Annotated in this window: 9 protein-coding genes and 1 tRNA gene; 2 read left to right on the forward strand and 8 right to left on the reverse strand. The window is 62.6% G+C overall.

Features of this window, described 5'->3' with window-relative positions:
* The first annotated feature begins 3 nt into the window (after positions 1–3).
* Positions 4–402: a DUF1667 domain-containing protein gene (locus DWV58_RS04455; protein WP_089571652.1), complete on the forward strand. Its 399-nt coding sequence runs from the start codon at positions 4–6 to the stop codon at positions 400–402.
* Positions 403–869: 467 nt separating this feature from the next.
* A complete protein-coding gene (locus DWV58_RS04460; RefSeq protein WP_117655089.1) occupies positions 870–1,958 on the forward strand; it encodes a Xaa-Pro peptidase family protein in 1,089 nt (362 codons plus the stop codon).
* 343 nt (positions 1,959–2,301) lie between these two features.
* Here the strand turns inward: DWV58_RS04460 and DWV58_RS04465 are convergent, their stop codons facing one another.
* From DWV58_RS04465 to DWV58_RS04500, 8 genes are all read right to left on the reverse strand, one after another.
* Positions 2,302–3,645, reverse strand: coding sequence for a folylpolyglutamate synthase/dihydrofolate synthase family protein (locus DWV58_RS04465; RefSeq protein WP_117776320.1), 1,344 nt, complete (start codon positions 3,643–3,645; stop codon positions 2,302–2,304).
* A gap of 246 nt (positions 3,646–3,891) precedes the next feature.
* Positions 3,892–6,588, reverse strand: coding sequence for a valine--tRNA ligase (locus tag DWV58_RS04470; RefSeq protein WP_117776321.1), 2,697 nt, complete (start codon positions 6,586–6,588; stop codon positions 3,892–3,894).
* Positions 6,589–6,872: 284 nt separating this feature from the next.
* Positions 6,873–8,279 carry an ATP-dependent Clp protease ATP-binding subunit ClpX gene (gene clpX / locus DWV58_RS04475; protein ID WP_117776322.1) on the reverse strand — a complete coding sequence of 469 codons (1,407 nt, stop codon included), beginning with the start codon at positions 8,277–8,279 and terminating at the stop codon, positions 6,873–6,875.
* 1 nt (position 8,280) lies between these two features.
* On the reverse strand, positions 8,281–8,901 hold the full coding sequence (locus DWV58_RS04480; protein WP_117776323.1) for an ATP-dependent Clp protease proteolytic subunit: 621 nt from the start codon (positions 8,899–8,901) through the stop codon (positions 8,281–8,283).
* Between the two features lie 162 nt (positions 8,902–9,063).
* Positions 9,064–10,365, reverse strand: coding sequence for a trigger factor (gene tig / locus DWV58_RS04485; RefSeq protein WP_233540505.1), 1,302 nt, complete (start codon positions 10,363–10,365; stop codon positions 9,064–9,066).
* An 88-nt stretch (positions 10,366–10,453) separates the two neighbouring features.
* Positions 10,454–10,537 (reverse strand) — tRNA-Leu (locus tag DWV58_RS04490).
* A gap of 140 nt (positions 10,538–10,677) precedes the next feature.
* Positions 10,678–13,509, reverse strand: coding sequence for a molybdopterin cofactor-binding domain-containing protein (locus tag DWV58_RS04495; RefSeq protein WP_117776325.1), 2,832 nt, complete (start codon positions 13,507–13,509; stop codon positions 10,678–10,680).
* On the reverse strand, positions 13,509–14,411 hold the full coding sequence (locus DWV58_RS04500; RefSeq protein ID WP_199585988.1) for a xanthine dehydrogenase family protein subunit M: 903 nt from the start codon (positions 14,409–14,411) through the stop codon (positions 13,509–13,511). Before DWV58_RS04500 ends, DWV58_RS04495 begins: the two co-directional genes overlap by 1 nt.
* Positions 14,412–14,479 lie beyond the last annotated feature (68 nt).

Here is a 14,479-nt window from a genome sequence, read left to right on the forward strand (position 1 = left end):
ACTATGAGCACGAATGCAATCGAGACGCTGCAGTTCAACTGCACCACTTGCCCATCCGAGTGCCTCCTGACCGTGGAGGTCGAGCGCAGCGCAGACGGCGCCGTGGTAGAGGTACGCTCCGTAACCGGCAACAGCTGCCCGCGCGGTGATAAGTTTGCACATCAGGAGCTCACCTGTCCCATGCGCGTGCTTACCACGACCGTGGCCGTATCCGGCGGCGACGAGGCGCTGCTGCCCGTGCGCACGGCCGAAACCATCCCGCTCGAACTCCACGCCCAGGCGATGGACCTCATCCGCGGCCTAGAGGTCAAAGCCCCCATCCGCATGAGCGATGTAGTCCTCCCCAACCTCCTAGACACCGGTACCGACCTCATCGCCAGCATGGACATCGACCCTGCCTAAGCAGTTAATTTGGGACGGGGCTCTTTTAGCTACCCCGCCATCCACCCCGCCCCTCCTCAATTGCGGTGAAATAGTTCCTGATTTCCGCCAAAACCCCGGCATCCAGGAACTATTCCACCGCAACTTGCCTTGGGATCGATATTTAGATTGTGCCTACTTTAGTGCCATTTCAAAACTATGCCGGATTACGGGGCTGATTCGGAGACCCCCATCCATACCGGCATTTTTCGATTTTTGATAAGCCGTCTACCTGCGGTTTTAATTTCGCAATTTTTCCAATGGTCAAGTAATACAGGTCCAGCCCCGTAATCCGCCATAGTTTTGAAAGCAGCTAATTCGGGACGACCCTCTTATGACTACTTTTACCTATCATTCCGCATGTTTGACACAGCTAAAATAGCCCCGTCCCAAATTGACTACCCTGGCGTTGGGGATACCATGGTGACACCCTAGCGAAAGGATGTTTCATGGCACATGTCGATGACCAGCGTGTGGCGCGCGTGCTCGATGCGCTCGAGGCTCAGCACCCCGGCGCGCAGCTGCTTGTGAACGACCCGTGGTCGATCTACTATCTGACCGGCTTTTATGCCGATATGTTCGAGCGTTTTTGCGGCGTGCTGCTCGCACGCGATGCCGAGCCGGTAATCTTGATTAACGCCCTGCATCAGCTGCCCGAGTACGACAATGCCCGCGTGGCCTACCACAACGACACCGACGTCGTGACCGACGCCATCGCTCGCGAGGTCAATCCATCCAAGCCCCTCGGCATCGATACCGTCATGCGCTCCGGCTTTTTGCTGCCCCTTATGGATCGTCACGCCGCGAGCGAGTTCTTCCTGGGCGACTTTGCCGTCACCGCAGCACGCGCCCACAAGGATGCCGCCGAGCAGGAGCTCATGCGCATGTCCTCGGCCGCTAACGACGCTGTAATGGCCGACGCCATCAAGCTCGTCAACGAAGGCGTAACGGAGCACGAAATTGCCGACCAGATGCTCGGCCTGTATCGCAAGCACGACTGCGAAGGCTTTAGCTTTCCGCCCATCGTGAGCTTTGGTGCCAACGCCGGCGACCCGCATCACGAGCCCGACGGCACCGTACTCAAGCGCGGCGATGTGGTGCTGTTCGACATTGGCGGACGTCGCCGCAACTACTGCTCGGACATGACGCGCACGTTCTTTTGGGGCGAGCCGGACAAGGAGACGGCACACATCTACGACATCGTGCGCCGCGCCAACGAGGCCGCCGAGGCGCTCATCGCACCGGGCGTGCGCATGTGCGACCTGGACCGTGCCGCGCGCGACGTGATTGAGGACGCTGGCTACGGCAAGTACTTCACGCATCGCCTGGGCCACTCGATCGGCCTGCAGGACCACGAGCCGGGCGACGTTTCGCTCGTCAACGAGCAGGTCGTAGAGCCGGGCATGACGTTCTCCATCGAACCGGGCATCTACCTCCCCGGCCGCACCGGCGTCCGCATCGAGGACCTAGCCCTGGTGACCGAGTCCGGCGTCGAGATTCTCAACGCCTACCCCCACGACCTAGTCCGCCTAGACTAGCCCCTTCCCAATAGCCCCTCAATAAGTTGCGGTGGAATAGTTCCCAGATGGGCCCACGTAGGCAAAATCCAGGAACTATTTCACCGCAACTGCCAAGGGGCCAAGTCGATCAATTTGAAAGACTAGAGCTGCGCCACGAAAGCGGGCCATCTACTACGTTTAACCCGCATGGGTCGACCATGCGGGTCTTTTTTGAAAATCTGCAAGCCTTCTACCTGCGGTTTTAATTTCACAAGTCTCGGCGTGGTCGGGGGTATCCGGTCAAACGTAGTAGATAGGCCCATTTCGTGGCAAGCATGTCAATTCGGGGCCCCGTCCCAAATTGGCTACCCGGCAAATGGGGCTAGCGCAGCAGCCCCGCTACTTCGCCGGCTAGGGTGATGGTGCCGGCGGCTACGAAGGGCTCGCCCACGGCATCGAAGGCGGCGAGAGCCTCGGATACACTAGGGTACACACCTGCGAGCTTATCGGCGTCCACCAGGGCAGCGAGTTCCTCTGCCGGCAGGGCGCGATCGGAATCGGTCTGAGTCACAACCACGCGCGGGAAAGCCGGGATCAGCACATCGACAATGCCCGCCACGTCCTTATCGGCCAGCGCGGCACACAGCAGCGTGGGGCGGTTCTCCACGCACGGATCGATCTCGTCCAGTGCGCTCACAAAGTTCTCGCAGCTCTGGGGGTTATGGCAGGCGTCAATCAGCTTGAGCGGATCGGTCCCCAGCACATCAAAGCGACCCGGTGTGGGGCAACCCATAAGCGACGCATCAAGCGCATCGTGGTCAAGCTCGCGACCCAGATACCCCTCGCACAGCATAATCGCGCACGCGGCATTCTGCGGCTGATACGCCGGCTTGACCATGCTCGACGTATAGATCGCACGCGGCGTGGTACAGCTAAACTCAACCGTGTCGCCCACATGTGCCGGCACCTTGGTCGTGGCATGGTTCACCACCAGCGGCACAATGCCGCACTCGCGACAACGCGCATCCATCACGCGCTGAACGCTCGGCTCATGCGTGCCCTCGCCCAGAACAACCAGGCGTCCGGGCTTGATGACCGCGGCCTTCTCCCCCGCAATGGCCTCGAGCGTGTCGCCCAGAATGCGCGTGTGATCGAGCCCGATGCCCGTAATGGCAACGGCAACGGGATCTGTCGCACTCGTGGCGTCCCAACGTCCGCCCATACCAACCTCGAGCACGGCAACATCCACCGCGGCCTCGGCAAACACGACAAGTGCGGCAGCCGTCAGCAGGTCAAACGGCGTGATGGCATAGGCACGCTCCCCCGCCGCAATACGACACGCATTCACACGACGACCTGCCTCGACGGCGGCAGAAACGCCACGGGCAAAGGCCTCGTCGCTCACAACGCGCCCGTCAACCTCCATGCGCTCGGGGTAACGCACAAGCTGCGGCGACGTATACAGCGCCGTCTTAAGCCCCTCACCACGCAAGATGGCAGCCGAAAAACGCGTGGTCGAAGTCTTGCCATTGGTACCGGCAACCTGGATGCAATCGAAATACTCATCCGGACGCCCCAGCTCATCGAGCATATCGACAACCGTCTCGAGCAGAGGACCAGCATCCCCAGAAATCCGCCCCGTATCAGCAGCCAGCCCAACAGCCTCATCAAATGAAAGCAAATCAAACTCAAAAGGAACGGTATACAAGCCAGAACGCTTAGGCATTTTTAAAACCGCCATTCATAGAAAAATAAAACAGTATAGGTTGAGGATAGTCAGCGAAAACGCCTCTGATGAGCCAAGGTGCCGTGAAACAAGGGCGCATAGGGCTTATGCCCATGCGCCCGAAGTTGAACGGCAGATTGGCCATCAGAGGCGTCTGCAGCGTCGAGTCAGCCGCCGTTCGTTAGAACGGCGGAATAGGTGTCCGCAGCGGAGAGCAAAGCATCGGGACGCGTCCCCCAGTAACACCTACGAGAAGTCAGCAACCTGAGCAGTCAGCGCCACCAGGATCTCCTTGAGCTCAGCTGCACGGTCCCTCTTCTTCTGGACCACCGCAGGCGCGGCCTTGGCAACAAAGCCCTCGTTAGCAAGGGTCTTCTCGCAGCCGGCGAGCTCCTTCTGCGCAGCGGCGATCTCCTTCTCCAGGCGCGCCTTCTCGGCCGAAAGATCAACCTTGCCCTCGAGCACCACAAAGACCTCGACACCGCTGTCGACCACGGCGATGCTCGCAGCCGGCTTCTCGACGTCGGTACCCATGACCAGCGAAGCGGTGTTCGCCAGCGGCTCGATGGTCGAACGCAGGCTCTCGAGCTTCTCGATGTCCTCGGCACCGGCGCGCACGACCACGTCGAGCTCGGCCTTGGGGCTCAAGCGATAACGCGAACGCGTGGCGCGGGCGGCAGACACGACGGTACGGCACAGCTCAAACGCGCGCTCGGCGTCCTCGTCAACATACTTGGCGTAGTCGGCGGGCTCGGGCCACTTGGCGATCATGAGCGCCTCGGCGCGGTCCACGTTGCCCTCGGCGTCCAGATCGAGCACGCTCGCCGGCATGTTGTCCCAGATCTCCTCGGTCACGAACGGCATGAGCGGGTGCATCAGGCGAATGGACGTGTCAAGCACAAAGATCAGGTTGCGCTGCGCCTGCAGACGGCCCTCGCCCTTCAGGCGAGCCTTGGTGACCTCGACGTACCAGTCACAGACCTCGTTCCAGAAGAACTGCTGCACGCCGCGCGCCATGTCGCCAAAGGTGTACTGCTCGATACCCTCGGTGACCATCTTCACGGCCTTGGCCAGGCGGCTGAACATCCAGGCGTCGGCCGGCGTCTCAACGACGGGCTCGCCGGGCGTGTAGCCCTCCATGTTCATAAGCAGGAAGCGGCTGGCGTTCCAGATCTTGGTCACAAAGCTCTTGGCCTGCTCGGTGCGCGGGCTGTCGATGAGCTTCTTGGTCTTCTTATCGATGTTCGCGTCGAACTTGACGTCCTGGTTGTTAGTGCACAGCGTGAGCAGGTTGTAACGCATGGCGTCAGCACCGTACATACCGATGAGGTCCATGGGGTCAACGCCGTTGCCCTTGGACTTGGACATGCGGCTGCCGTCCTTGGCAAGGATCGTCGGGTAGATGACGACGTCCTTAAACGGCACCTCGTCCAGGAAGTACAGCGAGCTCATGACCATGCGGGCGACCCACAGCGCGATGATGTCGCGCGCGGTGACCAGCGCCGTCGTGGGGTGATGCCCCTCGAGCAGCTCCGGCTTTTGCGGCCAGCCCTGCGTGGCGAAGGTCCACAGCTGCGAGCTGAACCAGGTGTCCAGCACGTTCTCGTCCTGATGCACGTGATGACCGCCGCACTTGGGGCACACGTCGGTGTCCTCGGTGAGGGCGTCCTCCCAGCCGCAGTCCTCGCAGTAGAACACGGGGATGCGGTGGCCCCACCACAGCTGGCGGCTGATGCACCAGTCCTTGAGGTTCTCCATCCAGGTGGTGTAGGTCTGCGTCCAGCGCGCGGGGTGGAAGGTGACCTTGCCGGAGTTGACGGCGTCGAGCGCCGGCCCCTTGAGCTTATCGACGGCCACGAACCACTGCTCGGACAGCCACGGCTCCAGTGCGGAGTCGCAACGGTAGCAGTGCATGACGGAGTGATCGAGCTCTTCGACGTGGTCGAGCAGGCCGTGCTCGTCGAACCACTTGATGACGGCCTCGCGGCACTCGTCGCGGTTCATGCCGGTGAACTCGCCGTAGCCCTCAACAACTACCGCGTGCTCATCGAAAATGTTAATCTGCGGCAGGTCGTGGGCCTGACCCATGGCGTAGTCGTTGGGGTCGTGGGCCGGGGTGACCTTGACGAAGCCGGAGCCAAAGTTGGCGTCGACATGCCAATCCTCAAAGATGGGAATCTCGCGGTTGACGATCGGCAGCATGACGGTCTTGCCCACAAAGGCGGCCTTCTCGGGGTCCTTCGGGGAGACGGCAACGCCCGTGTCGCCGAGCATGGTCTCGGGGCGCGTGGTGGCGACGACGATGTAGTCCTGGCCATTGACCGGCTCGGTCAGCGGGTAGCGCAGGTGCCACAGGTGGCCCTTCTCGTCCTTATACTCGGCCTCGTCGTCCGAGATGGCGGTGGTGCAGTTGGGGCACCAGTTGACGATGCGCTTGCCACGGTAGATCAGGCCGTCATGGTACCAGTCGCAGAAGACCTTACGCACAGCCTGGGCGTAATCCTCGTCCATGGTGAAGCGCTCGTTGTCGAAGTCGACGGAGCAGCCCATGCGCTTGATCTGCTCGACGATGATGCCGCCGTACTCGTGGGTCCAATCCCAGCAAGCGTCGACAAACTTGTCGCGACCGATCTCCAGGCGGCTGATACCCTCGCTCTTGAGCTTCTTGTCGACCTTGGTCTGCGTAGCGATACCGGCGTGGTCGGTGCCGAGCACCCAGCGCGTGGACTTGCCGCGCATGCGGGCCATACGGATGATGGCGTCCTGGATGGAGTCGTCGGTGGCGTGACCCATGTGGAGCTTGCCGGTCACGTTGGGAGGCGGAATGGTGACGGTGCAGTCGCCCACGCCCTCGCGGCGCTTGTAGTAGCCGCCGTCGAGCCACTTCTGCAGGATCGCCGGCTCGTTGGTCGACGGATCGTAGTTCTTGGGCATCTCTTCCATATATCTCTCCCTGTCCCGCCGGCGTGTCCGCCTGCTTGGTTTTCGCTCGGTCAGGTCCTGGCTCGCACGAAGAGCACATTAAGTGCTCTTCGGCTCGTGCGGAATCTACGAAAACCAAGCAGGCGGACGCGCCTTAGGTATCGATTACTTCAGTCTGAATTGACTTCGCTTTGGCTTAAACAAACACACAGAATAACACAGGTAGTTGGGGTTATTGCGTATATATAAAATAGCCTCCGACCGCGGGTGGTCGGAGGCTATTTGCAAGCACGTTTTTGGCTGGTTTAGCCGTAGATGCGTTGGGGCTGTTCTTCGCCCTTTACGGAGGCTTCGGTTACGACGACCTTGGCGACGCCCTCCTCGCTGGGAAGGTCGAACATCGTCTGCTGCAGCACATCTTCGCAGATGGCGCGCAGGCCGCGGGCGCCGGTCTTGCGGGCAAGCGCCATGCGGGCAATCTCGTGCAGGGCGGCGTCCTCAAACTCAAGATCGACATCCTCGAGCTGGAACATCTTGCGGTACTGACGCACCACGGCGTTCTTGGGCTCGGTCAGGATCGACACCAAATCGTCCTCGTCGAGCGCCTGCGTCTGGGTGACGACGGGCGTACGGCCCACGAACTCGGGAATCATGCCAAAGGCATTAAGATCCTGCGGGAGCACCTGGCGCAGCAGGTCGTTCTCGTCGACCGAGGTGGGGCCGGCGATCTCGGAGTTAAAACCAACGCCCTTGTTGCCCACGCGGTCAGCGATGATCTTGTCCAGACCCACAAAGGCACCGCCGCAGATGAACAGGATGTTGGTCGTGTCGATCTGCAGCAGCTCCTGCTGGGGATGCTTGCGGCCGCCGGTGGGCGGAACGCTGGCCACCGTGCCCTCAAGAATCTTAAGCAGCGCCTGCTGAACACCCTCGCCCGAAACATCGCGGGTAATGGAGAGGTTCTCGGCCTTGCGGGCAATCTTGTCGATCTCGTCAACGTAGATGATGCCAACCTGTGCGCGCTCAATATCGCCATCGGCGGCGTTGATGAGCTTGAGCAGGATGTTCTCCACATCCTCGCCAACGTAACCAGCCTCGGTGAGCGCGGTGGCATCGGCGATGGCAAACGGCACCTCGAGGATGCGCGCGAGCGTCTGGGCCAGCAGCGTCTTGCCGGTACCGGTGGGACCGAGCAGCAGGATGTTGGACTTGGCGAGCTCTACCTCGTCCATATCGTCATCGAACTGCGAGCCCATGTCGTCATCAAAGGCAGACACCGCAGCGCCGCCCTCAATCACGCGGCGATAGTGGTTGTACACGGCCACCGACATGGCGCGCTTGGCGTCCTCCTGACCCATAACATAGGCCGAAAGCTCGTCATAGATCTCGTGCGGCGTCGGCACGTGCGTGATGACCTGGCGATCGTCCTCGAGCTCAAAACCCTCGGTCTCGGGGTCCGCGGCGGGCTGGGATGCAGCCTGGCCGTGGTCGTTGAGGAAGCCCGGCAGCTTGCCGTTGCGGGCAGCGTCCATAAAGTCCGAAGCCAGCGACTCCTCAAGGATCTCGGAGCAGGCGGCAACGCACTCGTCGCAGATAAAGATGTTGGTCGGACCCTTTACAAGGCGGCGAACCTGCCCCTGCTCTTTTCCGCAGAAGGAGCAGCGGATGGGGTTGCCATTCTCGTCAAAGTTGTCCTGCATGTTTCCTGCCATCCTAGGCGTCCTTCGCGGCGAGATCGCGCGAGGTGACGATACGGTCGATCAGGCCGTAGTCGAGGGCCTCGGCAGCGGTCAGGTAGTTGTCGCGCTCGGTGTCGGCCTGGACCTTCTCGAGCGGCTGGCCCGAGGCATCGGACAGGATCTGGTTGAGCTCGCGGCGGGTCTTCTTGATCTCCTCGGCCACGATCTCGATCTCGGTCTGCTGACCCTGGGCACCGCCGCTGGGCTGGTGAATCATGACCTTGGAGTGCGGCAGGCAGAAGCGCTTGCCCTTGGCGCCGGCCGAAAGCAGCACGGCAGCCATAGACGCGGCCATACCGACGCAGATGGTGGAGACCTGCGGCTTGATGAAGTTCATGGTGTCAAGAATCGCCAGGCCAGAGTAAACCTCGCCACCGGGCGAATTGATGTAGAGCGAGATATCCTTCTCGGCATCCTGGCTCTCAAGATGCAGCAGCTGGGCAACGACCAGGTTGGCGCTGACGGAGTTGATCTCCTCGCCCAAGAAGATGATGCGGTCGTTGAGCAGGCGCGAATAGATATCGTAGCTGCGCTCGCCGCGCGGCGTCTGCTCGATAACGTATGGCACGAGGGCGGAATCGAACTTAGCGATCATACGCATCTCCATTTCTCTTACGGACCAATAGTGGCTCTAGACAAACGTACGGTGCCCGCATGCTATGCATTGGCTGGCACCGTACGAAGCAACCGGATAACCGGCTTATAACTTTACCCCATCACGGGCACATACATGCGCTCGCGTGCAAGGTGGCGAGAATTACTCGGCGTCCTTGGCGGTCTCGTCGACCTCAGTCACCTTGGCGTTCTCGACCAGGTGATCGACGGCCTTGGAGCGACGGATGGACTCGCGGACGGCAGGCATGCGGCCGTCGGCGATGAACTCGGCCTTGGAAGCCTCGACGTCCTTGACGCCGGCCTTCTCGAACTCGGCGTTAATGTCGTCCTCGGTGACCTCGATCTTGAGCTCGCGGGCGAGGGCGTCGAGGGCCAGGGACTCACGGGCAACGTCGTTGGCCTGCTTGTGCAGGTCGCCGATGAACTGCTCCATGGTCAGGCCGGAAGCGGGCAGCCAGGTGTCCAGCGTCATGCCGCGGGCAGCGAGGTTGGACAGGAAGTTCTGGCCAAGCTCCTCAAAGACGGACTGCTCGTAGTCGGCGTCCATCTCCTCGAGCTGCAGGCGCTCGGCGAGAGCGGAGACGCAACGGTTCTCCTTCTCGGCCGGGAGGCGGGAAGCCTTGTCCTGCTCGATCTCGAGCTTGATGGCGTCGCGCATAGCGTCGATGCTGTCGAAGCCAAAGTCAGACTTGACGAGCTCGTCGGTGAGCTCGGGGGTGTTGCGGACCTTGATGCCCTTGACGGTGACCTCGACGGTGTGGGTCTCGGCCTCCTCGCCCTCCTCGGCCTCGTCGGTCCAGGTGACGGACTTGACGTCGTCAACGTTGGCGCCGATCAGAGCCTCGTTGAACTCGGCGGGGTTGCTGTCGCTACCGGCGATGAGCATACGGCCCTCGGCAGCAAAGTTGTCGGCGTTCTCGACGGCCTTGAGGTCGACGGTAACGTAGTCCTCGGACTCGACAGCGCGGCCCTCGACGTCCTCGAAGGTGGCACGGTAGTTGAGGAGCATCTCGACCTGGTTGTTGATCTCGGACTCGGTGACCTCCGCAGGGGGCATCTCGATCTCGACAGCGTCGAAGGAGGAGAGCTCAGCGGCGGGACGCAGGGAGAACTCGACGGTGTAGGTGTAGTCCTCGTGATCCTTGGCGAGGTCGAGCTCCTTGTAGTCACCGCTCTTGGTGGGGACGATGTCCAGCTCGTTGAGGACGGCGGGCTCGTTGGCGGCGATCAGGTCGTTGGTGGCCTGAGCGAGGGTAGCCTCGGCGCCAAGAGCGGAATCGATGACCGGACGGGGAGCCTTGCCGGCACGGAAGCCCGGGAAGCGGTACTTCTTGGCGGTGTCCTTGTAGGCCTTCTTGATCGCGGCGTCGACGTCGGCGGCCGGGATGGTGACCGTAGCGGTGAGCTTGGCGTCCTTGACGTCAGAAGCGGTGATGTTCAACACGTTCCTCCTCATACTGCCCAGCTTATCTGAGGTGCTGGTACCTTTATGCAACAAAGAGTCGCGACGGCCGAAGCCGACGCAGATGCGTTGGTGCGGGCGAAAGGACTCGAACCTTCACGGGAATCCCACCAGAACCTAAATCTGGCGCGTCTACCAATTCCGCCACGCCCGCATGAGCGCACAGACTAGGAATGATAGCAGATACGAACGACAAGCGCACGCACACGTTTTACAGGCTCACGACCTCACCACGAGTGCGAAAGGCGGGGCGAGTTGCCCCGCCCCGCCCATTACGACTTGTTCGCCGACCCGCTACTCCCCCAGCAGGGCCTTCTCGGGCGTGATCGGCAGCGAGCGCACCTGGTGGCCGGTGGCGTGTGCCACGGCCGAGGCCACGGCGGCGAGCGGCGTGTTAATGACGACCTCGCCGATCGACTTAGCGCCAAACGGGCCCGTCGGCTCGTAGCTCGGCTCAAAGGCCACGCGAATACTGCCGATGTCCAGGCGCGTGGGCAGCTTGTAGCTCATAAAGTTGCCGGTGCGCAGGCGGCCGCGGTCGTCGTGCTCGACGATCTCGTAGAGCGCGTGGCCGATGCCCTGGGCAATGCCGCCCTCGGCCTGGACGCGCGCGAGTGCCTCGTTGATCACGGTGCCGCAGTCCACAGCCGCCGCGTAGTCCACCACAGTCACCTTGCCGGTGGCCTTGTCGACCTCGACCTCGGCAATGCCGGCCATAAACGGCGGAGGCGAAACGGGCAGGCAGGCAGAGGCATGCGAGGTGAGCGCGTCGCCGCCCGCGATGTTCTTGACGCACAGGTTGGCAAAGTCGCGCAGCGTGAGGTAGCGGTTCTGCTCGCGCGCGGCGCGCTCGTCGGACAGGCGCACGTACTGGCCATCAAAGACCACATCGGCGGCGTCCACGTCCCACATCTGGGCGGCCTTGGCGCAGATCTTCTCGCGCAGCTCGGTCGCGGCGTTCTTGGCTGCCAGGCCCGTCACGTACGTGCCCGAGCTCGCGTACGAGCCGGCGTCGAACGGCGACACGTCGGTGTCCACGCCGCGCACCACGATCAGCGAGCTCTCAACGCCCAGCTCCTCGGCGGCAATCTGCGCCAGAATCGTATCGACGCCCATGCCGTTATCGGTGGCGCCGGTCGAAAGCGTAATAAAGCCGTCCTCTTCCAGGCGCATGTCGATGCCGGCGATGTCCACGTTGGAGATGCCCGAGCCCTGCATGGTGAGCGCGCAGCCCAGGGCGCGCACGCGGTCGCCCAGGTCCACGGCCAGCGGCTTGTCGCGCCAGCCGATCATGTCCATCGCACGCAGCAGGCAGCGGTCGAGCGCGCAGGCGTTGAGCTTCTCGTTGTAGTACTGCGGCATGACCTCGCCCTCGCGCACGATGTTCTTAAGGCGCAGGTCGGCAGGGTCCATGTGCAGCATGTCGGCGAGCTCGTTGACGGCGCTCTCCACGGCAAACTGGCCCTGGGTAGCACCGTAGCCGCGATACGCGCCGCCGCGGTTGGTGTTGGTGTAGACGGCGTCCCACCTAAAGCGGCTCGCCTTCACATGGTTGTAGATGGGCAGGCTCTTGTGGCCCGAAAGGCCGATGGTCGTGGTGGCGTGCTCGCCGTACGCGCCGGCGTTGGACAGCGTATGCAGGTCGATGGCCGTGATGGTGCCGTCGTTCATGGCGCCCAGCTTAACGGTCATCTGCATCTGATGGCGCGAGTTGCCCGCGGTGATGGTCTCCTCGCGGGTGTAGCAGCAGTAGCTCGGACGACCGGTCTGCTGTGTCACGAACGCCACGAAGATCTCACAGCAGCCCGTCTGCTTGGAGCCAAAGCCGCCGCCGATGCGCGGCTTGATAACCTGCACCTGCGACTGCGGAATGTCGAGCGACTGCGCGACCATGCGGCGCACGTGGAAGGGCACCTGCGTGGAGGAGGTCACCGAGATGCGGCCGAACGCGTCGGTCGTCGCGAAGGCGCGGAAGGTCTCCATGGGCGCGGTCTGCGTGGCCTGGCTGGTGTAGGTGCGCTCAAAGACGATGTCGCTCTGGGCAAAGGCCTCGTCCAGGTCGCCAAAGTCGCTGGTACCGCTGCACACCAGGTTACGGGGAACGTCGCCGCCCTGCGGGAACATGAAGGTCACGTCGCCCTCGGGGTGGACCACGATGTCGTTATCGAGCGCCTGGGTAAAGTCGAGCAGGGGCTCGAGCACCTCGTAGTCGACCTTGATGAGCTTGAGCGCCTTATCGGCGGCCTCCTCGGTCTCGGCGGCGACGATCGCCACCTCTTCGTTTTGGTAGCGCACGAGGTTCTCGAGGATCAGACGGTCGTAGGGACTCGGCTGCGGATAGCTCTGACCGGCGATGGTAAAGCGACGCTTGGGCACGTCCTCGTAGGTATAGACGCCCACCACGCCGGGCACCTTCAGGGCGCGCGACGTGTCGATGGAGCGGATCTTGGCGCGGGCATACGGGCTGCGCTTGAGCTTGACGATCAGGGCGCCGGCGGGCACCAGGTCGCCCGTGTAGACCGGACGGCCCTCGAGCAGGGCCTTCGAGTCCTTCTTGGGCTGTTTGTGGGTGATTTGCTTGTAGGAGACGCCGTCGCAGCTGGTGTCGTTGACCGGCAGCTCGGGCATCTCAAAGCCCACCTGCACGCCGGACTCGTTGAGAAAGCGCACGATGGCGCGCAGCTGGCTCTCGTAGCCGCTGCAGCGGCAAAGATTGCCGGCGAGCTGGCGCGAGAGCTCCTCGCGCGTGGCGACGAGCGTCGGGTCCTCCTTGGCGGCGCGGGCGAGCGCCAGCACGTTCATGATGAGGCCGGGGGCGCAAAAACCGCACTGCTCGGCGCCTTCGGCAGCCATCGCGCGGGCGAGCGCCTCGGACTCGGCCTTGAGGCCCTCGAGCGTGGTGACGGAGCGGCCCTCGACGCGCGCGGCGGGAACCGAGCAGCTCAGCACCGGGTCGCCGTCGAGCCACACCGTGCACAGGCCGCAGTTGGTGGTCTCGCAGGCGCAGCGCACCGACGCGCAACCCTGCTCGCGCAGCAGCGCAAAGAGCATGGTATCGGGGGCAATCTGAACCTTGACCTTGCGGCCGTTGAGCGTAAAGGAAAGATCGATGAGTTTGGCAGCCATTAGCGCACCTCGCTAGAATCGACGCCGGGCACGCGGCGGCAAGAGTACTCGTCCGTGGCGTGCTTGGGAATCTGCACGCCCTCGAGCTCGCGGGCGAGCGCGGCCGAAAGCTCGATGCCGGCGGCGCGGCGCACGGCCTGAATCGCCAGCGGGGCCGAGATGCGGCGTCGGTACTCGGCCGAGCCCCACATGTTGGTGCCATAGCTCAGCGCGCGCACGGACGCGGCCAGGGCGCGCAGCTCGTCCTCGGAAGGCTGTTCGCTCTCGAGGCCGCATGCCTCGCCCTGCAGCAGGGTCGCACGCAGCGGGCGGGCACCCACGGTGACATGCCAGCTGTTATCCCACCAGGCGGCGGTAACGTTTAGGGAGGGGAAGTCGGTCGCGGCCTTGCGCACGGCCTCGTAGCTCGCGCGGTAATCGTGCTTAACGACCACGACGCGCTCGATCACGTCGCGCACATAGCCCATGTTCACAAACTCGGCGAGCGGCACGCGGCCGGCGCCCGTCAGCTCAACATAGGAATCGAGAGCGAGGAAGGCGGAGAGCACGTCCGAAAAACCAAAGCGGCCGTAGATGCTGCCACCCACCGTGGCGGTATTGCGAAGCTGCACGCCCACGATGTCGTGAACGGCGAACTCAAATACGTTGTTGACGAGCGCGTTGAGCTCGGCATGGCGCTCGAGCTGGCGCAGGGTGCACATGGCACCGATGCGAAACTCGGTCTCGGTCTCCTCGATCTGATCGAGTCCGCAGGCCGAAAGGTCAATCGCCGTCGCGACGCGACGCGAACCCAGGCGCATCCAAATGCCACCGCCCACAATCTTGTTATTGCGGTTCTTCTGTAAGAGCTCATAGGCTTCGGCCGCGTTTCCAACACGGACGTAGGTACCGAACTTGAGCACGTTCTCCCCCATCTCTTCACTTGTCCAGTACTTTTAAGTGTACCAAACGAGGGGCCGCACACCGTTTT

It is taken from the genome of Collinsella sp. AF11-11 (assembly GCF_003465485.1).
GTDB lineage: Bacteria > Actinomycetota > Coriobacteriia > Coriobacteriales > Coriobacteriaceae > Collinsella.